The sequence below is a fragment of the Neorhizobium sp. LMR1-1-1.1 genome, assembly GCF_040675795.1.
Taxonomy (GTDB): domain Bacteria; phylum Pseudomonadota; class Alphaproteobacteria; order Rhizobiales; family Rhizobiaceae; genus Neorhizobium; species Neorhizobium cellulosilyticum.
On sequence record NZ_JBEGHE010000001.1, the window covers coordinates 206,894 to 230,984 of the forward strand.

General features: G+C 59.4%; 23 protein-coding genes. 12 read left to right on the top strand and 11 right to left on the bottom strand.

Annotated features, from left to right (window positions below):
• Positions 1-164 precede the first annotated feature (164 nt).
• Positions 165-713 (top strand): helix-turn-helix domain-containing protein, encoded by a 549-nt coding sequence (locus MRBLMR1_RS00830; protein WP_148143031.1) that lies wholly within the window; start codon positions 165-167, stop codon positions 711-713.
• Positions 714-962: 249 nt separating this feature from the next.
• Entirely contained in the window at positions 963-1,361 is a 399-nt protein-coding gene (locus MRBLMR1_RS00835) for a response regulator (protein WP_148143032.1), read from the top strand.
• 6 nt (positions 1,362-1,367) lie between these two features.
• Here the strand turns inward: MRBLMR1_RS00835 and MRBLMR1_RS00840 are convergent, their stop codons facing one another.
• Together MRBLMR1_RS00840 and MRBLMR1_RS00845 are read right to left on the bottom strand one after the other, a co-directional pair.
• Complete coding sequence (locus MRBLMR1_RS00840) at positions 1,368-2,345, bottom strand: agmatinase (protein WP_148143033.1); 978 nt, start codon at positions 2,343-2,345, stop codon at positions 1,368-1,370.
• An 85-nt stretch (positions 2,346-2,430) separates the two neighbouring features.
• On the bottom strand, positions 2,431-3,813 hold the full coding sequence (locus tag MRBLMR1_RS00845; RefSeq protein WP_148143034.1) for an aminotransferase class III-fold pyridoxal phosphate-dependent enzyme: 1,383 nt from the start codon (positions 3,811-3,813) through the stop codon (positions 2,431-2,433).
• 275 nt (positions 3,814-4,088) lie between these two features.
• Between MRBLMR1_RS00845 and MRBLMR1_RS00850 the strand changes: the two genes are divergently transcribed.
• Both MRBLMR1_RS00850 and MRBLMR1_RS00855 read left to right on the top strand, forming a co-directional pair.
• Positions 4,089-5,291 (top strand): mandelate racemase/muconate lactonizing enzyme family protein, encoded by a 1,203-nt coding sequence (locus MRBLMR1_RS00850; protein ID WP_148143035.1) that lies wholly within the window; start codon positions 4,089-4,091, stop codon positions 5,289-5,291.
• Positions 5,292-5,302: 11 nt separating this feature from the next.
• Positions 5,303-6,217, top strand: a complete 915-nt coding sequence (locus MRBLMR1_RS00855; RefSeq protein ID WP_500063443.1) for a DMT family transporter — start codon at positions 5,303-5,305, stop codon at positions 6,215-6,217.
• Positions 6,218-6,283: 66 nt separating this feature from the next.
• Here the strand turns inward: MRBLMR1_RS00855 and MRBLMR1_RS00860 are convergent, their stop codons facing one another.
• From MRBLMR1_RS00860 to MRBLMR1_RS00885, 6 genes are all read right to left on the bottom strand, one after another.
• Positions 6,284-7,291: a TRAP transporter substrate-binding protein gene (locus tag MRBLMR1_RS00860; RefSeq protein ID WP_148143036.1), complete on the bottom strand. Its 1,008-nt coding sequence runs from the start codon at positions 7,289-7,291 to the stop codon at positions 6,284-6,286.
• A gap of 51 nt (positions 7,292-7,342) precedes the next feature.
• A complete protein-coding gene (locus MRBLMR1_RS00865) occupies positions 7,343-8,620 on the bottom strand; it encodes a TRAP transporter large permease (protein WP_148143037.1) in 1,278 nt (425 codons plus the stop codon).
• 1 nt (position 8,621) lies between these two features.
• A complete protein-coding gene (locus MRBLMR1_RS00870) occupies positions 8,622-9,155 on the bottom strand; it encodes a TRAP transporter small permease (RefSeq protein ID WP_148143038.1) in 534 nt (177 codons plus the stop codon).
• A gap of 19 nt (positions 9,156-9,174) precedes the next feature.
• Complete coding sequence (locus MRBLMR1_RS00875) at positions 9,175-10,335, bottom strand: fumarylacetoacetate hydrolase family protein (protein ID WP_148143039.1); 1,161 nt, start codon at positions 10,333-10,335, stop codon at positions 9,175-9,177.
• A 148-nt stretch (positions 10,336-10,483) separates the two neighbouring features.
• Positions 10,484-11,197, bottom strand: a complete 714-nt coding sequence (locus MRBLMR1_RS00880; RefSeq protein WP_148143040.1) for a FadR/GntR family transcriptional regulator — start codon at positions 11,195-11,197, stop codon at positions 10,484-10,486.
• Between the two features lie 24 nt (positions 11,198-11,221).
• Entirely contained in the window at positions 11,222-12,667 is a 1,446-nt protein-coding gene (locus MRBLMR1_RS00885) for an FAD-binding oxidoreductase (RefSeq protein WP_148143041.1), read from the bottom strand.
• 184 nt (positions 12,668-12,851) lie between these two features.
• Between MRBLMR1_RS00885 and denD the strand changes: the two genes are divergently transcribed.
• The 6 genes from denD to minE all read left to right on the top strand — a co-directional run bounded on the left by denD (position 12,852) and on the right by minE (position 18,457).
• Positions 12,852-13,835, top strand: a complete 984-nt coding sequence (denD, locus tag MRBLMR1_RS00890; RefSeq protein WP_148143042.1) for a D-erythronate dehydrogenase — start codon at positions 12,852-12,854, stop codon at positions 13,833-13,835.
• A complete protein-coding gene (locus tag MRBLMR1_RS00895; RefSeq protein WP_183685274.1) occupies positions 13,832-14,722 on the top strand; it encodes an NAD(P)-dependent oxidoreductase in 891 nt (296 codons plus the stop codon). The genes denD and MRBLMR1_RS00895 overlap by 4 nt, the downstream gene beginning before the upstream one ends.
• Positions 14,723-14,984: 262 nt before the next feature.
• A complete protein-coding gene (locus MRBLMR1_RS00900) occupies positions 14,985-16,286 on the top strand; it encodes an MFS transporter (protein WP_286194049.1) in 1,302 nt (433 codons plus the stop codon).
• Between the two features lie 308 nt (positions 16,287-16,594).
• A complete protein-coding gene (gene minC, locus MRBLMR1_RS00905; RefSeq protein WP_148143044.1) occupies positions 16,595-17,350 on the top strand; it encodes a septum site-determining protein MinC in 756 nt (251 codons plus the stop codon).
• 31 nt (positions 17,351-17,381) lie between these two features.
• Positions 17,382-18,197, top strand: coding sequence for a septum site-determining protein MinD (gene minD / locus MRBLMR1_RS00910; protein WP_148143045.1), 816 nt, complete (start codon positions 17,382-17,384; stop codon positions 18,195-18,197).
• Positions 18,194-18,457 (top strand): cell division topological specificity factor MinE, encoded by a 264-nt coding sequence (minE, locus tag MRBLMR1_RS00915; protein ID WP_148143046.1) that lies wholly within the window; start codon positions 18,194-18,196, stop codon positions 18,455-18,457. Before minD ends, minE begins: the two co-directional genes overlap by 4 nt.
• Positions 18,458-18,524: 67 nt before the next feature.
• Here the strand turns inward: minE and MRBLMR1_RS00920 are convergent, their stop codons facing one another.
• From MRBLMR1_RS00920 to MRBLMR1_RS00930, 3 genes are all read right to left on the bottom strand, one after another.
• Complete coding sequence (locus MRBLMR1_RS00920) at positions 18,525-19,784, bottom strand: O-antigen ligase family protein (protein WP_148143047.1); 1,260 nt, start codon at positions 19,782-19,784, stop codon at positions 18,525-18,527.
• A 10-nt stretch (positions 19,785-19,794) separates the two neighbouring features.
• Complete coding sequence (locus tag MRBLMR1_RS00925; RefSeq protein WP_246435665.1) at positions 19,795-21,180, bottom strand: polysaccharide biosynthesis/export family protein; 1,386 nt, start codon at positions 21,178-21,180, stop codon at positions 19,795-19,797.
• Positions 21,181-21,263: 83 nt separating this feature from the next.
• Entirely contained in the window at positions 21,264-21,944 is a 681-nt protein-coding gene (locus MRBLMR1_RS00930; protein ID WP_148143048.1) for a sugar transferase, read from the bottom strand.
• A gap of 723 nt (positions 21,945-22,667) precedes the next feature.
• Between MRBLMR1_RS00930 and MRBLMR1_RS00935 the strand changes: the two genes are divergently transcribed.
• Positions 22,668-22,964, top strand: coding sequence for an exopolysaccharide production repressor protein (locus tag MRBLMR1_RS00935; RefSeq protein ID WP_246435668.1), 297 nt, complete (start codon positions 22,668-22,670; stop codon positions 22,962-22,964).
• A gap of 111 nt (positions 22,965-23,075) precedes the next feature.
• Positions 23,076-24,083 carry a glycosyltransferase family 2 protein gene (locus MRBLMR1_RS00940; RefSeq protein ID WP_500063451.1) on the top strand — a complete coding sequence of 336 codons (1,008 nt, stop codon included), beginning with the start codon at positions 23,076-23,078 and terminating at the stop codon, positions 24,081-24,083.
• Positions 24,084-24,091: the final 8 nt, after the last annotated feature.

The following is a 24,091-nucleotide window of genomic DNA, read 5'->3' on the forward strand; positions in this document are numbered from 1 at the left end:
TCTAACCGACCCTACGCGGCAGCTTCCGCCAAGGGCAATCATACCCGAGTATATGAGGCTAAAACCCATGTGTGCGAAAACTGACTGACTGTAGAATATCCGATTGGCGGCGGTCATCTCAATATGGACTGGTGAAAATTCAACAGACCCACAGGAGAGCGCAGATGTCCGCCACCGCAGCTGTTGTCGCCCGTCAGATCAACCCGCTCGATATGAGCACCATCTATGCCGATCTCACAGGCCTATATCCAGAAAATCCCTTGTCCATCGACGCCAAAATCACCGAACGCCAGCCTGCCCAATTGCGGCTTGTGGAGCCGGTTGCATCTGTCAGGCCTGAAAAGCAGGGCACGACCGGTGGCCTTGCTCCCTGGCAGGTCAAGAAGGTGAAGCTATATATCGAAGCGCGTATCGGACATGGCATTCCGCTCGATGAACTGGCGCAGCAGGTTCGCCTTAGCACAAGTTATTTTTCCGCGGCATTCAAAGCAACCTTCGGCGTTCCTCCGCACAGCTATGTCGTGTCTTGCCGGGTGGAGTATGCCAAGCAGCGTATGTTGACCACCAATGCGCCGCTCTGCGAGATCGCCCTCGATTGCGGACTGGCCGACCAGTCTCATCTATCCCGCGTGTTCCGGCGCGTCACCGGCACCACGCCCAGCGCCTGGCGTCGTTATTTCTCCCGTCCGGACCGTGCCGTCGCGCTGCAATAGGCGACTGCATGCGTGCCGTGTCGAGGCGCTGCAGGCGGCCCCCTCAGGCCTGCAGCGTCTCGATCTGAAGCGACCGATGATGCAAGGATATCACGGTGGCTTAGCATTTTCGAAGATTGTATCAGAATGGGGAACTACTTGCCCTTGATCGCGTTAGGCGGCCGGACGGGATGGTGACGACGGTGAAGTCGGAACCTGAAACTGGGATGCGGGCTTCTTGTCTTACCGCTGCATCCGATAGGACGGACCATGGCGGATGACGCATCAATTCAATTGCTTCTGGTCGAAGACGACCATCTTCTGCGGCTCGATGCCGAGGAGTTGTTGATCGAAAACGGCTTCGAGGTTGCGTCCTTCGCTTCCGCAGAAGAGGCAATTGCCGCGCTGGATGCGGATGCCGCCCAGTTTTCGGGCGTTATCACCGATATCCGCCTTGGCAAAGGTGCGAACGGCTGGCAGGTCGGCCGCCATGCGCGGCAGTGTCAGTCAAACATTCCCGTCGTCTATGTGACGGCTGATAGCGCGGCTGAATGGACGTCGCATGGCGTACCAAACAGCGTGCTGATCCAGAAACCCTTCGTGCCGGCACAGTTGATCTCCGCTATCAGCGGGCTTCTCAACGATGCCGCCATGGCGAATGCGGTGTGATCGGCGCTAGTTGGTGCCGCGACGCCTGCCAATGATTTCGGCCATGACGCAGAGCAATTCGAACATCACGGTTATGCCGAGGAAGGCGGTAGCACCGCTCGTGTCGAATGGCGGTGAGACCTCCACCATGTCGGCGCCGACGATATTGAGCCCGCGCAAGGCCCGCACGACCTGAAGTGCCTGAAAACTGTTCGGGCCACCGATCTCCGGTGTGCCGGTTCCGGGCGCGAATGCCGGATCGATGAAGTCGATGTCATAGCTGACATAGGTCTCGCCCGAACCGGCAATTTCCCTTGCCTCAACCATGACGTCCTCGACACCGCGGGCATGAAATTCCTCGATCGGGATGACGCGAATACCGACCGCATCGGCGAAGTCACGGTCCTCGAAATCATAGGCCGGGCCGCGGATGCCGATCATGCAGACGCGCTTGGGATCGAGCAATTCTTCCTCTACGGCGCGGCGGAAGGGCGTGCCGTGGGTATATTTGAAGCCGCCGAAATAGGAGTGGAAGAGATCGGTGTGGCTGTCGAAATGGATCATACCGAGCGGCCTGTCGCGGCCGAGCGAGCGCAGGATAGGCAATGACGAAAGATGATCGCCGCCGGCGGTTAACGGCATGATGCCGGCCGCTTTTACCCGATCATAGAAGGCGGTGATCCGCCGCATCGAATCCTCGACATCGGCCGGGTTCGGCCCGACATCGCCCAGATCGGCGCAGTTTGCGAGATCATAAGGCCTGATCCGCGTTGCACCATTCTCGTGCCGGACCATGCTGGAGAGATCACGTAACTGGCGTGGCGCATGGCGGGGGCCGGGCCGGTTTGTCGTGCCGCCATCCCAAGGGACGCCGATCAGGCCGATGTCGACCTGGCTCAACCGTGCGTCATCCAGCGCAATATGCGGCAGGCGCATGAAGGTTGCGATACCGGCAAAGCGCGGCAGATCAACGCCCGAGATCGGGCGGAATTCGGAATTGGTCATGCAGGTTCCCACGCGGCATTGCCGCTCATATCGTGCGAAATGATGCGGGCCGCGTCTCGAAACTCCGGCCCGCTTTTCGTGGCAGTCAGCCGAATACCTTGGTCAGGGCCTTGTCGATGGCACCGGTGATCTGGTCGATTTCGCTGGCATTAATGATCAGCGGCGGGCTCATGCACAGCGTGTTGTTGAGGCCGGGGACCGAGCGGTTGGTGGCGCCGATTATGACGCCCTGCGCCAGGCAGTCGGCCGTGACGGCCTGGACCATCTTTTCCGGTGCCGGTTCCTTGGTTGCGCGATCCATCACAAGCTCCGCGCCGCAGAACAGGCCGAGGCCACGGACATCGCCGATCACCTGATGGCGGCTCTGCAATTCGCGCAGGTTGTTCATCAGCCGTTCGCCCATTTTCAGCGTGTTTTCGAGTAGGCCTTCGTCCTCGATGATCCGCATGTTTTCAAGCGCTGCGGCCGGTCCGGACGTGCAGCCGCCGAAGGTGGAGATGTCGCGGAAATAGGACATCGGGTCGGTTGGATCGTCCTTGAACAGTTCGAAGACCTTTTCGGTCGTCACCGTGCAGGAGATCGCTGCATAACCGGAGGCGACGCCCTTCGCCATGGTGACGAAATCGGGCTCGATACCGTAGTGCTGGTAACCGAACCATTTGCCGGTTCGGCCCATGCCGCAGACGACTTCGTCGATATGCAGCAGGACATCGTATTTGCGGCAGATTTCCTGCACGCGTTCCCAATAGCCCTTCGGCGGGGTGATGACGCCGCCGCCGGCAGTGACCGGTTCTAGGCACAGAAGACCAACGGTTTCCGGGCCTTCGCGCAGGATGACTTCCTCGATCGCGTTGGCGGCGCGGATGCCGTAATCGTCCACGTCACCCCACTGGCTGCGATATTCGAGGCAGTGTGGCACCTCGACAAAACCTTCCGGCATCGGGCCGTATTGCTCGCGGCGCTCCTTCTGGCCGGCGGCGGCCAGCGTGCCGAGCGTCGTGCCGTGATAATCGCGGTCGCGGTAGAGGATCTTGTACTTGCCGCCATTGTGTTTGCGATGCGCGATCTGGCGCACCATCTTGAACACCTTCTCGTTCGCTTCCGAACCGGAATTCGAATAATAGACGCGGGTCATGCCCGGCATCTTTTCGATCAGTTTTTCGGCAAACAGCGCTGCCGGGACGTTGCCGGCGGCGCCCGCGAAATAGTTGAGTTTTATCAATTGGTCGCGCACCGCATCGGCAATCGAGGTGCGTCCATAACCGACATTGACGGTCCACACTGCCCCCGCCACCGCATCGAGATATTCCTTGCCGGTCGCATCCCAGACACGCGTGCCCTTGCCCTCGACATAGATCTTCGGGTCGACGCTCTCATATTGCTTGTGCTGCGAGAGATGATGCCAGACATGGGCGCGATCGGCCTCGATGACGGCCTGGATGTCGTTCGGACGGGAAGCGACGTTCATGATGTTCCTCTTTCTTGCTTTATATGCCGTCCAGCCCTTTCCTCGGAGCATGGCGACGTTTGTTGTTGCCCATGAAAGAGCCCTTCTCGCCTCATGTCAAAGGATTTGCGCGGTAATTTTACGAAAGCGGTGGTGGCGTTTGAAAGCGGAGCAACGGAGGCGTGAGATACGCGTTAATTTTATTAGCGCAGCGTACTTTAGAGGCCGCAAACGGCTTTCGATCCCGGTGCAATTCCCTTAGGATTACAGGCTCTTGGGAAATTCTGGGAGGAAACATGAAGATCACCAAGCTGGAGACGGTGCGTGTCGCCGAGCGGAGCAACCTGCTCTGGGTTCGGGTTCACACCGATGAGGGCATTACCGGATTGGGGGAGACCTTTTTCGGGGCCGAAACGGTGGAAAGCTATATCCACGAATATGTCGCCCCGCGTGTCATCGGCCGCGATCCGCTGGCGATCGATCTTCTGGCGCAGGAACTGGTCGGTTATGTCGGCTTCCGTTCGTCGGGTGCCGAAGTGCGCGGCAATTCCGCCTTCGACATCGCGCTGTGGGACATTTTCGGCAAAGTGACCGGCCAGCCGATCGCGCAGCTGCTCGGCGGTTTTTCGCGCAAGGAAATCCGCACCTACAATACCTGCGCGGGCACTGAATATATCAAGAAGGCGACGGGGCAGACGACGGCCAATTACGGGCTTTCGACCGGCAAGGACTATGACGACCTGAACGGCTTCCTGCACCGCGCCGACGAACTGGCGGAATCGCTGCTTTCCGAAGGCATCACGGCGATGAAGATCTGGCCATTCGACCAAGCGGCGGAAAAGACCAAGGGTCAGTATATCTCGTCTGCCGATCTGAAGGCGGCGCTCGAACCCTTCGAGAAGATCCGCAAGGCCGTTGGCGACAAAATCGATATCATGGTCGAGTTCCATTCGATGTGGCAGCTGTTGCCGGCGATGCAGATCGCCAAGGCTTTGAAGCCCTACAACACGTTCTGGCACGAAGACCCGATCAAGATGGACAGCCTGTCCAGCCTGAAACGCTATGCTGAAGTCTCGCCCGCGCCGATCTCGGCGTCCGAGACGCTCGCCACGCGCTGGGGCTTTCGCGATTATCTGGAAACCGGGGCTGCCGGCATCGTCATGCTCGATATTTCCTGGTGTGGCGGGCTTTCGGAATCGCGCAAGATCGCCTCGATGGCGGAAGCCTGGCATCTGCCGGTCGCCCCGCATGATTGCACCGGCCCAGTCGTGCTCTGCGCCTCGACGCATCTGTCGCTCAACGCGCCGAATGCACTGGTGCAGGAAAGCGTGCGCGCCTTCTACAATACTTGGTATCGCGATCTGGTGACGGCGTTGCCTGAGGTGAATAACGGCATGATCACTGTGCCGCCCGGTCCGGGTCTTGGCATGGAGCTCAACCCGGAACTCGACAAGGCCTTCACCGTTAGCCGTCGGTTCTCCGACGCTTCGTCCATCTGAGGAGACCAGCCATGCAAATCTCCTCGACGGCAGCCTTGCGCGGCGCATCTGTGGCCGGTCCCGCGATCATGTTGCTTGGCATGCTGATGTTCGCGCTGAATGACACAATGGGCAAATGGCTGGTCGCCAGCTACGGGCTCGGGCAGGTCGTGCTTCTTCGAAGTCTTGCCGCCCTCGTCATCCTTGTGCCGATGGTCTGGATGGCCGGGTTGCCGGCACTTACCAAAGCCGAGCGACCATGGATGCAGCTTGCCCGCGTGGTCTGCTCGACGGCGGAAGTGTTCTGCTTCTATTACGCCGTGATGTACCTGCCGCTTGCCGACGTGATGACCTATTGGCTGGCAGCGCCGATCTATGTCGCGGCGCTTTCGCCGCTTCTTCTGGGCGATCATGTCGGATGGCGGCGCTGGACGGCGATCGCCATCGGTTTTGTCGGGGTCATCATCACGCTGGAACCGTCTGCTGCGATGTTCACCGCGCCTGCGGTAATCTCGATCATCGGCAGTGCCGCCTTCGCCTTCATGATGATTTCCGGACGCTTTCTGCGCGGAACGCCGGACACAACGCTGGTCTTCTTTCAAGTGATGGGGGCGGGGCTCGCGGGGCTGGCGTTTGCCCCCTTCGACTGGTCGCCGATCCAGTCCGGTTTCGATCTCGGCCTTTTAGGCCTGCTCGGCATCGTAGCGATGGCGGCGCATATGCTGGTCAATCGGGCGCTGAAAATCTCGGATGCGGCAACGGTCGCGCCACTTCAATATACGCTTTTGCTCTGGGCGGTGATCTTCGGCTTTCTGTTCTTCGGCGACGTGCCGCGGTTGACCATGCTTGTCGGTGCAGCCCTCATCGTCGCTTCCGGCCTGTTCATCTTCATCCGCGAACAGATGCTGAAGAAGCGGGACAGCGTGCTTCCGGCTGTGCCCGAATAAAAAGAAGCCCGCACCGGCGGGGTGCGGGCTTCACTCACGACAGCTTTTCCGGGGAGTGTATCCGGATCAGTTGCCGCGGATGGTTTTCAGCTCGGCGAGAATGCCGTCGACAACGTCGGCGCCGATCTGGGCCTTGTGCTTTTCATAAACGATCATGGACTTTTCGCGGATGCGGGTCTGCTCTTCCGGCGAAAGCTGGTTCACTTCGAGACCTGCCGCCTTGATCTTTTCCAGCGACTTCTTGTTCAGGTCGGCGATGACCTGCCGCTCGACATCACGGCCGACGACCGCACATTCGCGCAGCGCTGCCTGTTCTTCCGGCGTGTAGGTGTTGAAAATCGCCTTGGAGAAGAGGAAGAGGAACGGCGTGTAGGCGTGGTTCGTCTCGGTGATGTATTTCTGCACTTCGAAGAACTTCGATGTGTCGATCGTCACATAGGGGTTTTCTTGCGCGTCGATCGCCTTGGTTTCCAGCGCCGAATAGACTTCACCGAAGGCCATCGGAGTGGCGTTGGCGCCGAGGTTCTGGAACGTGTCGAGGAAGATGTTGTTCTGCATGACGCGGACCTTGAGGCCCGAGAAGTCTTCCCACTTGGTTACCGGATGCTGGGAGTTGGACAGGTTGCGGAAACCGTTTTCCCAGTAGGCGAGGTTGACGAGGCCAGCTGCGTCGAGCTTCTGGTTCATCGAGTCGCCGAACTTGCCATCGAGAACCTTGTAGGCTTCTGCAGGGCTCGCAAACAGGAACGGCAGGTCGAACACGCCGAGCGCCGGGATGATGCCGACGAGCGGCGAGGACGAGGTGACGACGGCTTCCTGGACGCCTGAACGCAGCGCCTGAGTTGCCTGAAGGTCACCGCCAAGCGCGCCGCCCCAAAACGCGGTGAGCTTCAGCTTGCCGCCCGACTTCTGGTCAAGGCATTCCTGCATGGCCTTGATACCGTTGCCGACCGGGTGATCGGCATTGATGCCGTTCGAGACGCGGATGTTGCGGCTGTTGAACTCGGCAAATGCCGGAGCCGAACCCGTAATCGCCATCGCCAGTGCGGTTGTTGCGAAAAGAAGTTTCTTCATGGTTAGTCCTCCCAGTTGAACTTTGAATAGAAAAGGTTGTTTGTCAGGCCGTCAATGCAACCATCGTGCAGGTACCATCACGAGATCGGGAAACAGCACGAGCAGGAAGAGCACGATCGTCTGTGCCAGCAGGAACGGCCAAACCCCGGCCGTCACCTTGCCAAGCGGTATCCTCCCGACACCGCTGACAACGTTGAGAACAATCCCGACTGGCGGCGTAATCAGGCCGATCGAGTTGTTGATGATGAATAGCACGCCGAAATAGACCGGATCGATGCCCGCCTGCTTGATGATCGGCATCAGGACAGGGGTCAGGATCAGGATGGTCGGCGTCAGGTCGAGGGCGGTGCCGACGACGAGCACGAGGATCATGATGACGAACATCAGCAGCATCGGCCGGTCGATCAGCGGCTCGATATAGCCGGCGATTTCGGCCGGAATATTGGCAGCGGTAATCAGCCATGCCGATACGAGTGCGGCGCAGACCAAGAACATGATGACCGCGGTGGTCTTGGCTGCCTGCAGGATGACGCGGGGCAGGTCGCTCGGTTTCAGTTCGCGGTAGATCACCATGCCGACAAACATCGCATAGGCCGCAGCCACGACTGCGGCTTCCGTCGGGGTCACCACGCCGGCCTTGATGCCGCCGAGAATGATCACCGGCATGCCGAGCGCCCAGAGTGCGCGCCCCGTCGCGTTGAGGCGTTCCTTGTAGGTGGTCTTGGGCAGCGCCTGCACGTTGTCCTTGCGGGCAACGATGAGCCAGGTGATGACCAGCGACAGGCCCATCAGGATGCCGGGGAAAATACCGGCCATGAAGAGCTGGGTGATCGAGACGTTTGCGGCGACGCCGAAGACGATGAAGGCCATGGATGGCGGGATGACCGGGGCGATGATGCCGCCGGCGGCGATCAGGCCGCCCGAGCGCGGAATGTTGTAGCCGGCCTTCGCCATCATCGGGATGAGGATCGCGGCAAGCGCCGCGGTATCGGCCGCTGCCGAGCCGGAGATCGAGGCCATGATAAGGGCTGCGACGATCGCCACGATGCCGAGGCCGCCGCGGATATGGCCGACGCAGGCGATGGCGAAATCGATGATGCGCTTCGACAGGCCGCCGGAGTTCATCAGCTCGCCGGCGAGAATGAAGAAGGGAATGGCGAGCAGGGTGAAGGTGTCCGCACCCGCGATCATGTTCTGGGCGATGATCTGGCTGTTGAACATGTCCATGTGCCACATGAGCACGACGCCGCAGAACATCAGCGAGAAGGCGACGGGTACACCGATCGCCATGGCTCCAAGCAGGGAGCCGACAAATACGAATAGTGTCATATCAGGTGCGCTCCGCCATCTGCTCGATCGTCAGGTTTTCGCCGGTAAAGGCGGCGATCTCTTCCTCGGTGACGCGGCCGGTCAGGAGGCGGAAAAGGCGGTCCAGTGAAATCAGGATACAGCCAGCGCCGGTAAAGAAGCCGACACCATAGACCCAGCCCATCGAAAGGCCGGTGACGGGAGCCGCCATGCTGGTGTTGATCGGCAACTGGACCCAGGTGCCCCAGAAGAATATGGCGGAACAGCCGATGATCACGAGGTTGCTGAGGATCATGCAGGCGATGCGGCCCTTGCGGCCAAGCATCGCCACCAGGGATTCAACGCCCAGATGGGCGTGTTCGCGAAATGCGACGACGGCGCCGATAAAGGTAAGCCAGACGAAGAAGTAACGCGACAGTTCGTCGGAGACGTTGAGGCCCGAATTGAAGCCGTAGCGCAGCACGACATTGCCGAACACCATCAGGGCCATGCCCGCCAGAAGCAGGATCAGCAGGATCTCAAGGGACTTGTAGAATAGGTCGATAATCTTTTGCATTTGCTCCTCCCTGATGCCCTTACAAAAGACCGCGCTTGGCCAGATTTTTCATCAGCGCGGTTATCCCGAATGTCCATTCGGGGCAGGTGTCGCTGTGCTCCACCCGGTTGACCAGCCGCCCGAGTTTGGGGCTCGAGATCTCGACGATGTCGCCGATCTCGTGGGTGAAGCCGAGGCCCTTGCCGCGGCGATCCTTGACCGGGGCGAACATGGTGCCGAGGAAGAACAGCGCGCCATCAGGATATTGATGGTTGCGGTTCAAAAGCTGTGACGTCAGATTTTCCGGTGTACGGCTGATCGCCTTCAACGGGCTGACGCCGGTCATCTCGAAACCGTCTTCGCCCTTCACGGACAGGCTGATCTCGGCCGACTTGACGTCGTCGATGGTGAACTTTCCGTCGAACAGGCGAATGAACGGGCCAATCGAGCAGGAGGCGTTGTTGTCCTTCGCCTTGCTCAGGAGCAGCGCCGAGCGGCCTTCGAAATCGCGCAGGTTGACGTCGTTGCCGAGTGTTGCACCGATGATCTCACCCTTCGAGGTGATGGCGAGCACGACTTCCGGCTCAGGATTGTTCCAGTCGGATTTCGGATGGATGCCGACATCGGCGCCACAGCCGACGGATGACATGGGCTGGGCCTTGGTGAAGATTTCCGCGTCCGGGCCGATGCCGACTTCGAGATATTGCGACCAGAGGCCCATATCCTGCAGCAGTTTCTTGACTTCGGCAGCCTTTTCCGATCCCGCAACGAGGCCCTTGAGGTTGTCGCCGAGAACCGGGGCCAGGCGGCCGCGAATTTCCTGGGCGCGCAGAGGATCGCCTTTGGCCTGTTCCTCTATCACCCGCTCCAGCATGCTGTCTGCGAAGGTGACGCCGGCGGCCTTGATCGCCTGAAGGTCGGCCGGCGCAAGAAGCGTTCCTGCCTTGCCGTTCAGGAAGTCATCGAGGCTTCCAAGATCGGTGAATGATGAGGTTGCGGACAGCCTCGCAACAAGATCCTCAATCTCCAGCAGCGCAGACAGGGTCGGCGCCAGTGAAGAGAGGTCTAGAAGATGTCCGTTCGAGAAAAGTACCGGGCTAGGGCCGGCTGCTGCGTTCGACCATACACGTCCAACCAGAAGCGCATGTCGCGCATCCACCGGCAAGACGATATCCGACGACAGGGCATGCAGATATGCCAAGAAAATCCTCCCATGTTCAGGAAAAGGCCTCCACCTTTCCCGACGTTGTCAGATGTCCGACAACGTTAGAGCCGTTTTAATATGACTTTTGCGTTTTGTCTATAACGGCAGGAGGACGTGGGGGTGGAAAACCAACCCTGACCTGCCGTCAGCTCATTTCCAGCTCAAGGTTCAGGCGCCGGGCAGCGCCATTCAGGTGCCGCTTCATTGCGGTCTTTGCGGCAGCCGGCTCGCCGGTTGCAATCGCATCACGAATGGCGACATGTTCGGCGATGGTCACTTCGACGATTTCCTCCAAAATCGCTGCGGCGCGAGCCGCGTTGATCGCGACATGGGTTCGCTCGGTGATGAAGCCGACGAATTGCTGGAAATATTCATTGTGAGTGGCGGCAGCGACGGCACGATGGAAGGCGAGATCGGCGACGACGCCGTGTTCACCCCATTTTTCCGCGCCGGTCATCTGCGCTAAAATCTCGTCGAGCCTGGCAAGATCCTCGCGTGAATGGTGGAGGGCTGCCAGGCCAGCAGCTTCCGTCTCCAATGCGAAGCGCACCTGGAACAGGTCGCGGAAAGCTTCCTTATCTTCCGGTGGTCCGGCCTCGATCCGGAGCGACTGGCGCTGCGCGAGTTCGGTCGCGAAGGCACCGACACCCTGGCGGGTTTCGACCAGGCCCTCGTTGCGCAGATGGGCGATCGCCTCGCGTACGACCGAGCGGCTGACGCCAAACGTCTGGGCCAGAAGATGTTCGGTCGGCAGTTTCTGGCCAGGAGCGATGCTGCCATCGGAAATCTCCCGGCCGATTTCAGCGGCGATGCGCGTCGGCAGATGCTCACTTCGTCTGATCTGGGTGAAATCGGCCATGGCGGATGTTGCTCCTTGTGATGGCTAGCGAATATCCGCGCCGAGATCGATTTGGCAATGGGGGTTCAGTAGCAGATCCGGATCGATCGCCTTCTTGATAGCTATCAGAAGGCCGCGCTTGGTGTCGGACAGGCGCTCCTCGAAATCTTCGCGCTTCAGGCGGCCGATGCCGTGCTCGGCGCTGATGCTGCCGTTGTATTTGTCGACCACGACATTGACGACCTTCTTGGCCTTGTAGATTTTTTCGTGGCGTTCCTCGATGGTCGAGCCGTTCGGCGGCAGCACGTTGAGGTGTACGTTGCCGTCGCCGACATGGCCGTAGGACACGCTGATGCAGTCGGGCAGTGCTTGCGCAACTGCCGCTTCGGCATCGACGACGAAAGCGGCAAGCTGCGACAGCGATACCGAGATGTCGGTGCGCATATGGGCGCCACGCTTGGCCTGGCCCTCGTTCATGCCTTCACGGATGAGCCAGAGATTGCGAGCCTGCGCCTGAGATGTGGCGATCGTGCCGTCGACCACCAGTTCGTCGTCCATCACACCCTCGAGAAAACGGTGCATCAGATCGTCGATATCGACGAGGCCGGAGCCGGAAATCTCCATCAATACATAGGCGGGATAGTCGCCCGACAACGGGATCGGCAGGTCGGGCATGGCTTCGCGCGCAAGCGTGAAGGCGAGCGGCGGCATGAATTCGAAGGCCGACATCAGGTCGCAGCAATCGCGCCTTGCACGACGGTAGAGCGTGATCGCGTCGTCCAGCGAATTCAGCGCCAGAAGTGCGGTTGCGACATTGTCGGGGTAGGGCGTCAGCTTCACTGAGACTGCGGTGATGATGCCGAGCGTGCCTTCGGCGCCGATGAAAAGCTGCTTCAGGTCGAGACCGCGATTGTCCTTGCGCAGCGTCGACAGGCCGTCGAAAACGCTGCCATCGGGAAGCACGACTTCCAACCCGAGAACCAGTTCGCGGGTCATGCCGTAACGCAGCACGTTGATGCCGCCGGCATTGGTGGAGACATTGCCGCCGATGCGGCAGCTGCCCTGAGCACCGAGAGCAAGTGGGAAGAACATGCCCTTCTCGGCAATCGTATCCTTGAGTTCGGCCAGCACGCATCCGGCGTCGACCACGGCGGAGAAATCGTCGCTGTCGATGTTGCGGATCTTGTTCATGCGCTCCAGCGTCAGCACGACCTGGCGTTCGGGCTCATCCGGTATGCCGCCGAGAACGAGGCCGGTATTTCCGCCCTGCGGCACGATCTTGAGGCCGAGATCGCGGCAGGCCTTCACTGCTGTCTGCACATCCGCAGTCGAGCGGGGACGTATGACGGCAATCGCACCGCTGGTCACGTCGCCGTGCCAGTCGCGGCAATATTGCAGCATGTCAGCCGAGTTGGTGAGGACAAGATCTTCGCCAAGAATTGCGCATAGCGAAAGACGCTGCTCGGCGATCGAGCCCGAAAGGTCCGTCATATAGTCTCTCCTCCCCAGGAGTGCCCGGATCTTTCTCCGGCAGTCCAAAGCCTCACGTCAGTTTTCACCGGCTGCTTTTTTGCCTGATGACGAACTCTTCTATTTCCAAACAGAGCATACAGGGTTATCAGACAACCTTACAAGAGGAAATTCGTGGGGCATCCACGGGTGTATGGGAGGAAACATGCATATTCTTGTTATCGGTGCTGCCGGCATGGTCGGTCGCAAGCTCACCCAGCGTCTCGTTTCGGAAGGGGTGTTGCACGGCAAGCCTGTTGATGCGTTGACATTGGTCGATGTGATTGAGCCGGAAGCGCCTGCCGGTTTTGCCGGCAAGATCACGACACTTTCTTCGGATTTCAGCCTGCCCGGCGAGGCGGAGAAGCTGATCGCAACGCGACCCGACGTGATTTTCCATCTGGCGGCGATCGTTTCGGGCGAAGCGGAACTCGATTTCGACAAGGGCTATCGTATCAACCTCGACGGTACACGCTATCTGTTCGATGCCATCCGGCTTGAAAACCAGAAGGACGGTTATTTTCCGCGCGTCGTCTTCACCTCGTCGATCGCGGTCGTCGGTGCGCCACTGACCTATCCGATCCCCGACGACTTCCATCTGACGCCGCTCACCAGCTACGGCACGCAGAAGGCGATGAGCGAGCTGCTGCTGGCCGATTACAGCCGTCGCGGTTTCTTCGATGGTATCGGCATCCGCCTGCCGACAGTCTGCATCCGCCCGGGAAAGCCGAACAAGGCTGCCTCCGGCTTCTTCTCCGGCATTCTCCGCGAGCCGCTTGTCGGACAGGAAGCAATCCTGCCTGTCTCCGAGGACGTGCGTCATTGGCATACATCTCCGCGCTCGGCCGTCGGTTTCCTCATTCATGGCGCCGGTCTCGACCTTTCGAAACTCGGCTGGCGCCGCAGCCTTTCCATGCCGGGCGTGAGCGCCACGGTGGGTGAGCAGATCGAGGCCCTGCGGCGGGCGGCGGGTGAAGACGCGGTGAAACTGATCCGTCGTCAGCCGGACGAGATGATCATGAATATGGTCGCCGGCTGGGCGCCGGGTTTTGAGGCCAAGCGCGCCACCGAACTCGGCTTCACGTCTGAGAAGAATTTCGACGAGATCATCCAGGTCCATATCGAAGATGAGCTGGGAGGCAAGCTGTGACCGGCGAGACGCAAAAGAAGAAGATAGCCTTTCTCGGGCTTGGCCTGATGGGGCTGCCCATGGCGCGCCGGCTTGCCCGCGCCGGTTATCCTCTGACGGTATGGAACCGTGACGCTGCAAAGGCGAAGCCGCTTGAAGCCGAGGGGGCAGTGGTCGCCGCTTCGGCCACGGACGCGGTTCGCGATGCCGATATCGTCTTCACCATGATGACCAATGGCGATGTCGTCGGTACGGTCCTGTTCGATAGCGGGGTTGCTGCTGCGATGAAGAAGGATGCCGTGCTGATCGACACCAGTTCGATTGCGCCGTCGATTGCCCGCGATCATTTCGCCAGACTTGCTGCTATCGGCATCAGGCATCTCGATGCCCCGGTTTCCGGTGGTGTCGTCGGTGCCGATGCGGGCACGCTGGCAATCATGGCCGGTGGTGATGTCGATGTGGTTGCGGATCTTGCCGATGTCTTCGCCGTTCTCGGTCGCGTCACGCATGTGGGGCCGAGCGGGGCAGGGCAGGTGTGCAAGCTCGCCAACCAGCAGATCGTGGCGGTCACCATCGGTGCCGTCGCTGAGGCGATGATCCTTGTTAAGGCCGGCGGCGCATCGCGTGAAGCCTTCCGCAATGCGATCCGCGGCGGCTTTGCGGAGAGCCGTATTCTGGAGCTGCACGGCGCGCGCATGGTGGAACGGAATTTCGATCCCGGTGGTTCGTCGAACAACCAGCTGAAGGACCTGAATACGGTCATGGCGCTCGCCAAGGAACTTTCGCTGCAGCTGCCGTTGACGCAAACGGTGACCGGTGAATTTTCCGACTTCGTTTTCGAAGGCGGCGGAGAAAAGGATCATAGCGGCCTTCTGCTTCACTTCGAAAACATCAACCCCAAGTCCTGACGGCAAACAGGCAGGTGAGATCGGGAATGGCGGCGTTGCTGCCATTCGCTCGCGAAAAAATGCTGCACTGCGATAATATGTCTTATTGACGGGTCGATTAGGGCTGGCCTCGACGGGCTTTCGGGCGTAACACGGTCGGACACCCCAAGTCCTTTCAGGACACCCCAACCCGGCGCGGCCCGCGATTGCGATGCGTGGCACCCCCTGGCACCCTTACGTCGCCGCGCTGTTCAGAAATGGATCTGCGCTCTTGGATAACACCTTGGCAAAAGACGTGGCCTCGTCGCCTATCGACGAAAAGGTCAGGCTGAAATCTATCATTGGCGGCTCTGCCGGCAATCTGGTCGAATGGTACGACTGGTATGTCTATTCCGCCTTCACCCTCTATTTTGCTCCCATCTTCTTTCCCTCGGGCGACCAGACGGCGGAACTGCTGAGTGCTGCGGCCGTCTTTGCCGTGGGCTTCCTGATGCGGCCGATCGGCGCCTGGTTCATGGGCATCTATGCCGACCGCAAGGGCCGCAAGGCCGGCCTGACGCTTTCCGTCACGCTGATGTGTCTCGGTTCCTTCCTGATCGCGATTGCACCAGGTTACGAGTCTATCGGCCTTGCTGCGCCAGCGATCCTCGTGTTTGCGCGTTTGCTGCAGGGTATCAGTGTCGGCGGCGAATATGGCGCCAGCGCCACCTATCTCAGCGAAATGGCCGGTCGCAACCGTCGTGGTTTCTTCTCCAGCTTCCAGTATGTGACGCTAATTTCCGGTCAGCTTGTAGCCCTTGCGGTGCTGCTCGTGCTGCAGGCCTTGCTCACTGCGGAACAGCTGCAGTCCTGGGGTTGGCGCATTCCGTTCTTCATCGGCGGATTGCTGGCGATCGTGGTGTTCTATATCCGCCGCGGCCTCGTCGAGACGCAGTCGTTCAAGAATGCCGACAAGGATGCGAAAAAGGCTTCTGGCGGCTGGGCGCTGTTTAGGCATTACCCGAAGGAAGCCTTCCTCGTCATCGCGCTGACGTCGGGCGGTACGCTCGCCTTCTACGCCTATACGACCTACCTGCAGAAGTTCCTGGTCAACACGTCGGGCTTCAGCAAGGAGACGGCGACGGAGATCACCACGGCAGCCCTGTTCGTCTTTATGCTCTGCCAGCCGATAGCCGGCGCGCTTTCCGACAAGATCGGTCGCAAACCGCTGATGGTTGGCTTCGGCGTTCTCGGCACGCTGTTCACCTACCTGATCTTCACCTCGCTTGCGGCCACAACGAACGCGTTCACTGCGTTCCTGCTATCGCTGGTCGGCCTGCTGATCGTGACCGGTTACACCTCGATCAACGCGGTGGTGAAGGCCGAGCTTTTCCCGGCGCATATCCGTGCGCTCGGCGTCGCTCTGCCTTACGCGCTCGCCAACACGATCTTCGGCGGCACGGCTGAATTCGTGGCGCTGAAGTTCAAGCAGATCGGCCATGAAGAGTGGTTTTTCTGGTATGTGACGATCATGATCGCCATCTCGCTTATGGTCTATGTGAAGATGCGCGACACCAAGCATCACAGCCATATCAAGGAAGACTGATTCTCGCCGGCTTGGCCGTTTAAGCTCAAGAACGATGATTTACCGGAGGCGGGCCCATGGCTCGCCTCTTTTCGTTTCTCCTCGCGCCACTTTTTTCTATGCGGAAACAAGGCGTGCCCGGCTCGTCGCTTGCAAAAGAAAACTCGCATAAGCCTCGATCAAGGCTGCAGGTTCAGGGTCTTCCGTATCACCTATCGCGACCCTGTTTCACCCGAGTTGGTTACCGCTTCTTAAGATTTGGGCGGGTCGCGTTAATCATTTGTTAACCACGTCAGCGGTAGACATTGGGCAACGATTTATTAACGTAGATGACCAAAGTGCTAACAGACGCTCGCTCCATTCGCATCAAGGGCCGTTCGTTCCTGGCGGTCGTTCTTTCACCGGATCTTCCGCTGGATCAATGGCTTGAACGCCTCGACGATCTGGCTGCCCGATCTGCCGGTTTCTTTCTCGACAGGCCCGTCGTCCTCGACGTCTCGGAGCTTTCGATCAAGAAGGCCGAACTGAAACAACTGATCGACGACCTTGCCGCGCGCAAGGTCCGGATCATGGGCATCGAGGGCGCGCGCCCGTCGCAGCTCACGCCCGAAATGCCACCTGCGATGAAGGGCGGCAAGCCCGCTTCCGACGTCGAGGTAACGGCACAGGAGCCGGAAACCGAGGCCGAAGCCGATGTCGCCGCGACTGTCTCACCGGCGCCGCAGCGCCAGGAAGCGCCGCAGGTTCGGGCGATCCCGCAGTCGCTTACAATCGACGAGCCGGTCCGTTCCGGCCAGTCGATCATCTTTCCGGAAGGCGACATCACCATTGTCGGCTCCGTTGCATCGGGTGCCGAGGTTATCGCCGGCGGTTCGATCCACATCTACGGCACGCTGCGCGGCCGGGCGATGGCAGGGTCGATCGGCAATAGCAACGCACGCATTTTCTGCCGCCGCCTAGAGGCGGAACTGATCGCCATCGACGGTATCTACAAGATGGCGGAAGACATGGATTCAAGCCTTCGCGGGCACGCCGTGCAGCTTTCGCTTGAGGGCGAAACGATCATGGCAGACGTACTTTTCTGAACCGGAACAAGGTTCAATACAGGAGATCAAGATGGGGAAAGTCATAGTCGTGACGTCCGGCAAGGGCGGGGTTGGCAAGACAACATCGACGGCCGCACTCGGAGCAGCGCTGGCACAGCGCAATGAAAAGGTCGCCGTCGTCGATTTCGATGTCGGGCTTCGCAACCTCGACCTCGTGATGGGTGCCGAGCGCCGCGTGGTCTACGACCTCGTCAACGTCATCAACGGCGACGCAAAGCTGCCGCAGGCGCTGATCCGCGACAAGCGGCTCGACACGCTGTTCCTGCTGCCCGCTTCCCAGACGCGCGACAAGGACGCGCTGACGGAAGAGGGTGTCGAGCGCGTCATCGGCGAATTGAAGAAGTATTTCGACTGGGTCATCTGCGACAGCCCGGCCGGCATCGAAAAGGGCGCGACGCTTGCCATGCGCCATGCCGACGTTGCCGTCGTCGTCACCAACCCGGAAGTCTCCTCGGTCCGCGATTCGGATCGCATCATCGGCATGCTCGATTCCAAGACGCTGAAGGCCGAGAACGGCGAGCGGATGGAAAAGCATCTTCTGCTGACCCGTTATGATTCCGTTCGTGCGGAACGCGGCGACATGCTGAAGGTCGACGACGTTCTGGAAATCCTCTCCATCCCGCTTCTCGGCATCATCCCGGAAAGCACGGATGTCCTGAAGGCATCGAACCTCGGTGCCCCGGTCACGCTGTCGGATGCACGCAGTGCGCCGGCACAGGCCTATTTTGAAGCTGCCCGCCGTCTGGCCGGCGAAATCGTACCTGTGACGGTGCCGGGCGAAAAGCGCGGCATCTTCGGAAAACTCTTCGGAAGGAAGGCCGCATGAGCATACTGCGTCTTTTCACCCGTTCGCCTCGGCGCTCGGCGCCTGCTGCGCGGGAACGCCTGCAGGTTCTTCTGGCTCACGAGCGGGCATCCACCGGCTCCGACCTGACCGCGATCCTGCGCGAGGAAATCCTTGCCGTCATCGCCAAGCACGTCCAGCTCGACGCTGACCGTGTCACGGTGAAGGTCGATCGCGACGAGAATGTCTCGATCCTTGAGATCGATGTCGAGATTCCGCTCGATGCCGCAAGGGCAGCCTAAGTCTCCCAAGACTTGAAATGAAAACGGCCCGGGGCTTTCTGCTCCGGGCCGTTTGCTTTTTGGTGGGTCAGGCCGCGATCGGGTGGTGCCTGTATCGCTGCTGCGGAAGCTGGGGCACGGGCCGCCGGAGGGTCAGTTTTCCAGCGGCATAGAACATCAGGAAAGAACCGATCTGATAGGGGAAGATCACGTCGATCTCGACGAAGGATCGCATCAGCAGCAACAGGCTGACGGCGAACAGGACGATGGATGACGGATCATTGTGCCGGTTCAGCATGGCGCTCAGATGGCCGAAAACGTTTCGCAGCAACATGAAGACAAGCAGCGCAAGGCCGACCAAGCCGTTCTCCACGGCCACCTCGATATAGGTGTTGTGGAAGTGGAAGCCTGTGCGGGTGGCGATGAAAAACTCGTCCCAAAGCTGTTCCGGCTTGGCAAAACCCTGGACCCAGAAACCCTGATAACCCATGCCGAGAACCGGGTTGAGATGTGCTGCCTCGATACCCTGTTGCCAGAGATAGGTTCTGCCCGTCAGCGTCGAATCCTTGCCGAACAGGCCGAGGATCGCATCGACTGCGCCCATTTGCAGGCCGGCCACGACGATCGCCAGGCCGATCACGAGAATGCCGACGAACAGCAGCTTTCGGCTTCCTGGCGCCAGAAGACCGAATGGCAGATAGGCGATACAGGCGGCAATCAGCCCCGCCGTGGTGATAACGGACGTTGCCGATTGGGACGCCATCAGGCAGTAGGCGCAGAGAAGTGCCGCGGCACCGGCGCCAGCCAGCCATATATCCCGGCGGCGGAAGACGATGGCGTAGAGAACCGAGAAAACAATGCCGAGGGAGGCGTAAAGCCCGAGCTGGTTCTTGGAAGCGAAGGATCCGACGAAGCTGTAGCTGCCATCCATCGCATCATAGCTGTAGTGACCGAAGACGATCGAATAGAGCATGACCACGACCGTGCCGACGATCGAACCGCGTGTCAGCGTCAGCACGCTGATCGTGCGCATTGCTATCAGGGCGCAGATCAGATGGGTAAGCAGCTGGATTGCCGTCCTCAACGACACCGATGGCGCCGGCGACCAGAAGGCTGACAGGAAACAGAGAAGCGGGAAGGCGATTATCCAGAAATATCTGAAATAGTTGCCCAGCACCCGTTTGTAATCAACCAGGATCAGCGGAAACCAGAGCCCGTAATAGACCAGGATCGACACCTGCCCGAAAAGGCTGGAATAGGCGAAGACGAAGAAGGATAGCGCCACTGCCGCTATCCCATAGACCTGGTTCCTGTCAGGGTCGACCAACATCGACCGAGCGATTTTCATTCGCCACCTATCACTGCATCAGAAGGTCTGATGATACCTTGATCACGTCACCGGGGCGAAGCATGGCGTTTTCATCGACGGTGATCTGTTTCGGACCGTCGCCATTATCCCGGACGATGACATATTTGATCGTCGCGTCCTTGTTCGACGGGTCGAATTTCAGGGCTTCGGCCGACTGCGCCAGGGCTTCCTGCATCAGCTCGCGGCTGGTCGAGAGTTCAAGGCCGAGCTTCTCCAGCTGCGCCTCGGTGTCCTGCAGTTCCTGGGCGCGCTGGGCATCCCAGTCGTTGCGAAGGTTGATCTCGTCCTGGTTTGCCTTGTTGATATCCTGCTTGGCGCGCAGCGAAGCCGTATCCGTATCGAGCATGTTGGATTCGAGATCCGCTGCACGTTCTTCCGCCGAGAGACGGCGGCTGGATGTGGCAAGACCCTGTTCGCTGAGCTTGGCCATACGATCGCGGTCGTCGTTATAGAGCGCGAGCTGCCGCTGCTGTGTTCCCGATTTCTGCGCCAGAGACTGGACTTCGGTATCAAGCAGGGTTTTGAGGTCGGCCAACGCCTTCAATTGAAGCTCGTAACGTTCGCGACGCGACTTCATAAGCGAGGCCTCGCTCGCCATCAGTTCCTTGGCGTTCGGCACATCCTTCAGTTCCGGCGGCATGGCCAGTTCCTTGGCATTGGCGATTTCGGCCATGAGGCGCGCTCTGCGAGCGATCAGGCGCCCGCGTTCCGAATCACTGACCTGGGCATCGCCGCGCGCCCGGATGAAATCGCGGGCAAAGCGCTGGCCGGCGTCGGAACGCTTGAGGCCACCGGCGAGGCTGACGGCTTTCAGAACGGTCAGATTGGGGGAATAGGGATATTCGCCCGGCTTATCGACATCGCCCGCCAAGAAGAGCGGCCGGAATTCCGCGATTTCCACGGAAGCCGAGGGGAGATTGCGCAGGGCGAATTCGCTCTGCAACCTCTCGCCGATCGCCTTGCCGACCTCTGCCGTCGTCTTGCCGGCGGCATCGAGATCACCGATGAAGGGCAGCGATAGTGCTCCGGACGGGCCGACCGCATAGTCGCCGCTGACGGCATCCCAGGTGCGGACGCTGCCGTCTGCCGGCTGCCATTCCGCAACGCGAATGCGAAGCTTGTCCATTACGCCAAGGCGATAGGCACCCTCCTGGCTCTTTGCGCTGACCGTTGCCGTCGCTTGCGCCGGTTTGCTGGTCTTTGTCGCAGGCTGGGCCGCAGCTGCTGCCTGAGGTTGGGCTTGGGACTGGGGTGTCTGGGACTGAGGCTGGGCAGAAGTCTGCGCGCCTGCTGATGTGGTCAGCGACAAAACAAATGTTCCCGCCGCTATTGCCAGCGTCGGGATGCGTCGCGGAAAGACCATTCGGATACCCATCAGATCTCCTTGGTTTATTGCATTTCGTATTTCGTGGTGATTTCCGCACCGGCGGATAACGCGCGGTGCGGCTATGATGCCCGTCAGTAGCTACCGCGGGCCATGCAGACGGCAGGGATCGTCTTCAAGATGATCGAGACGTCCTTTATCAGCGACCAGTTCTGCACATACTGCGTATCGAATGCGATGCGGGTCTCGTAAGACACGTCATTGCGTCCGCTGATCTGCCATAGGCCGGTCAGGCCGGGGCGGGTCTGCAGGTAATAGACGGCAGAGCTGTCATAAACCTTCAGCTCGTCGTCGACGACCGGACGCGGACCGACGACACTCATCTCACCGCGGACGATGTTGAGGAGCTGCGGCAGTTCGTCAAGGCTGAGCTTACGCAGGACACGACCAACGGCCGTGACGCGCGGGTCGTCCTTGAGTTTGCGGGTCTGGCGCCATTCTTCCGCAGCCTCGGGGTTTTCCCGAAGATGCTTCCGAAGCAGTTCATCGCCATTCACCGCCATGGTGCGGAACTTCAGGCATTTGAACACACGGCCCCTGTGGCCGATGCGGCTGTGTCCGTAAAAGGCGGGGCCTTTGTCGGTCAGCTTTACCAAAGCCATGATCATCAAAAACAGCGGGCTGAAAACGATCAGAGCCATGCCTGCTGCGGTTACGTCAAACGTTCTTTTGGCCAGGCCGCCGATCGGGAGTGTCATGGCGGCATGGTCCAGGTCTGATAGCGGCGTATCTGCCGAACGTGTCGCTGACTTCATAGAGGGGGCTCCATTTAGGTTTGGCGATAGTCGGTGCCTTAAGCGGCGCTTCATTGAGCTGGTATGTGATAATAAGTCTGTGTTCGTAATTTGATGCCAGACAAAAATTTCTGCGATGTGACGGGAAGGGCCGGTGGGAGGCCAAAAGGCGAGAGATTGTCACAGCTGCAGGTCGTGATCGTAAATATAAAGGCTTACACAAATACTACCGCAAGCCTGTAAAATTGAATCGATGTCGACTATTAATCGTAATCGAAACTTGATCCGGATGTATTACCAGTGATTTTACGCGGTCTGATCATTCACCGCTTCTTGAGGTTCAGGCCCTAAGTAGCTTGCCCTTAGGACCAAAGGCCTAGGCCTGCTGCACTGCAATACAATGGTGCGGCGCAAAAAGGCGCATGATGGCGCCTTGTGACCTTTGTAACAATAAGTGAACGGATATCGCGGGCGCTCGGCACCCGGCGGCGTCTATTTGTTCCAAGAGGCGCCAAATCAGGCTTAATTGTGGCGAAAGTGTGGTGGAGATATGTGGTAACAGGGTGTTGAACCGTTTGAAAGGCACCTAGCGGGCGATGACGGAACCTTACGAAAGATTCACTGGCCAAAATTTATGAGCCGGCGAAAATCTTGAAAACTCTCTCACTGCACAGTAATGTAAAGGGCGTGTGAGAGGACTGATGAAATTTAAAAATTCATAAGAAAAGTCCCTCGGGAGGAATGATGATGTACGCACCGCGTGTATTCGTGAGCATGTTGGGCACACTCGCCGTGTTTGCTATTGCCGCTTACGTCATGTCAGGTTCCTTCTGGACGGCGCTCATCGAGACTATCTTCTGCGCGCTAATACTTCAGATCGGTTATTTCATCGGAATCGTTTACATGGTGCGTCGGGAGAAGGCGCAGATGGATGCCGACCGGTCGAGTGATGGCCTCAAGGCAAAGTCGAGAGCAGAGGCAGGCGTCCGCGACAGCCTGACAGCCGAAGCGCCAGCTCGGGTTCACATTCAGGATCATTGAGCCTTTGACGGGCATTTCTGGCCCCTAAAATTAGCCCTTTCACATCGCTGCCATTTTCCTAAGTTCATAAGTCTGCACCAATGAGCGGTGAAACGGACGATGGAGAAGCTTATGGCGCAAGCCGTTGACGAAACGATCTGTGTAATCATCGCAGCCAAGAACGCATCCGATACGATCGGTCTGGCAGTGGCTTCTGCGCTTCGCGAGGCCGCCGTATCCGAAGTCGTCGTCGTCGATGATGGCTCCAGCGACGGAACGGATCAGGCGGCACTTGCGGCGAATGATGGAAGTGGTCGCCTGAAGATCATTTCCTTCGAGAAGAACCAAGGACCTTCGGCGGCCAGAAATGCGGCGATCGCGCAGTCGAGCGCGCCGCTGATCGCAATTCTTGACGCAGACGATTTTTTCTTTCCAGGCCGGTTCGCTCCGATGCTTGAAGAGAGCGGATGGGATTTTATCGCCGACAACATCGCCTTCGTCGCCGATCCGGCTGCCCTTTCTGCACCAGCGCAGTTTCAGTCGCGGGCGCGAGAGCTTTCGCTCGTACAGTTTGTCGAGGGCAATATTTCGCAGCGTGGCAAACCGCGCGGCGAGACCGGTTTCCTGAAGCCGGTCATGCGCCGATCCTTTATCGTTGCGAACGGCTTAACCTACGACGAGGGGCTGCGGCTCGGAGAGGATTACGATTTCTATGTGCGGGCGCTTGCGCTCGGCGCCCGTTACAAGGTGATCGAACATTGCGGGTACGGTGCCGTGGTGCGCGGCGATTCTCTCAGCAGCCGTCATCGCACCGAGGACCTGAGGCGGCTTTATGAGGCCGATAACGCCGTGCTTGCCGCCATGCAACTGTCTCCTGATGCGCGTTCGGTGATTATCCATCACCGCGACCACATCAAGGCGCGGTATGAATTGCGCGAGTTTCTCGATGTGAAACGGCAATCGGGCAAGGGCGGTGCGATCAGGCATATCCTGTCGCGTCCGGATGCCCTTGTGCCTGTGGTCACCGGCATTTTCTTCGATAAGTACGATGCGCTTCGGCGCAACAACACGTCGGCGGCGTCATTGCCGACGACTCCGCGCTATCTGCTGGCCGGCGTGCCGGTAGCAGGGCAGGGCTGATACCAAAA

What these genes read in the sequence shown, in the direction of transcription:
- MRBLMR1_RS00855 (WP_500063443.1), top strand. Translation starts at nt 5,303, where the DNA reads ATGCAAATCTCCTCGACGGCAGCCTTGCGCGGCGCATCTGTGGCCGGT.
- MRBLMR1_RS00935 (WP_246435668.1), top strand. Translation starts at nt 22,668, where the DNA reads ATGATGTACGCACCGCGTGTATTCGTGAGCATGTTGGGCACACTCGCC.
- MRBLMR1_RS00930 (WP_148143048.1), bottom strand. Translation starts at nt 21,944, where the DNA reads ATGAAGTCAGCGACACGTTCGGCAGATACGCCGCTATCAGACCTGGAC.
- MRBLMR1_RS00940 (WP_500063451.1), top strand. Translation starts at nt 23,076, where the DNA reads ATGGCGCAAGCCGTTGACGAAACGATCTGTGTAATCATCGCAGCCAAG.
- MRBLMR1_RS00880 (WP_148143040.1), bottom strand. Translation starts at nt 11,197, where the DNA reads ATGGCCGATTTCACCCAGATCAGACGAAGTGAGCATCTGCCGACGCGC.
- MRBLMR1_RS00920 (WP_148143047.1), bottom strand. Translation starts at nt 19,784, where the DNA reads ATGAAAATCGCTCGGTCGATGTTGGTCGACCCTGACAGGAACCAGGTC.
- MRBLMR1_RS00860 (WP_148143036.1), bottom strand. Translation starts at nt 7,291, where the DNA reads ATGAAGAAACTTCTTTTCGCAACAACCGCACTGGCGATGGCGATTACG.
- MRBLMR1_RS00865 (WP_148143037.1), bottom strand. Translation starts at nt 8,620, where the DNA reads ATGACACTATTCGTATTTGTCGGCTCCCTGCTTGGAGCCATGGCGATC.
- MRBLMR1_RS00835 (WP_148143032.1), top strand. Translation starts at nt 963, where the DNA reads ATGGCGGATGACGCATCAATTCAATTGCTTCTGGTCGAAGACGACCAT.
- MRBLMR1_RS00830 (WP_148143031.1), top strand. Translation starts at nt 165, where the DNA reads ATGTCCGCCACCGCAGCTGTTGTCGCCCGTCAGATCAACCCGCTCGAT.
- MRBLMR1_RS00845 (WP_148143034.1), bottom strand. Translation starts at nt 3,813, where the DNA reads ATGAACGTCGCTTCCCGTCCGAACGACATCCAGGCCGTCATCGAGGCC.
- MRBLMR1_RS00885 (WP_148143041.1), bottom strand. Translation starts at nt 12,667, where the DNA reads ATGACGGACCTTTCGGGCTCGATCGCCGAGCAGCGTCTTTCGCTATGC.
- minE (WP_148143046.1), top strand. Translation starts at nt 18,194, where the DNA reads ATGAGCATACTGCGTCTTTTCACCCGTTCGCCTCGGCGCTCGGCGCCT.
- MRBLMR1_RS00925 (WP_246435665.1), bottom strand. Translation starts at nt 21,180, where the DNA reads ATGGGTATCCGAATGGTCTTTCCGCGACGCATCCCGACGCTGGCAATA.
- minC (WP_148143044.1), top strand. Translation starts at nt 16,595, where the DNA reads ATGACCAAAGTGCTAACAGACGCTCGCTCCATTCGCATCAAGGGCCGT.
- MRBLMR1_RS00850 (WP_148143035.1), top strand. Translation starts at nt 4,089, where the DNA reads ATGAAGATCACCAAGCTGGAGACGGTGCGTGTCGCCGAGCGGAGCAAC.
- denD (WP_148143042.1), top strand. Translation starts at nt 12,852, where the DNA reads ATGCATATTCTTGTTATCGGTGCTGCCGGCATGGTCGGTCGCAAGCTC.
- minD (WP_148143045.1), top strand. Translation starts at nt 17,382, where the DNA reads ATGGGGAAAGTCATAGTCGTGACGTCCGGCAAGGGCGGGGTTGGCAAG.
- MRBLMR1_RS00840 (WP_148143033.1), bottom strand. Translation starts at nt 2,345, where the DNA reads ATGACCAATTCCGAATTCCGCCCGATCTCGGGCGTTGATCTGCCGCGC.
- MRBLMR1_RS00870 (WP_148143038.1), bottom strand. Translation starts at nt 9,155, where the DNA reads ATGCAAAAGATTATCGACCTATTCTACAAGTCCCTTGAGATCCTGCTG.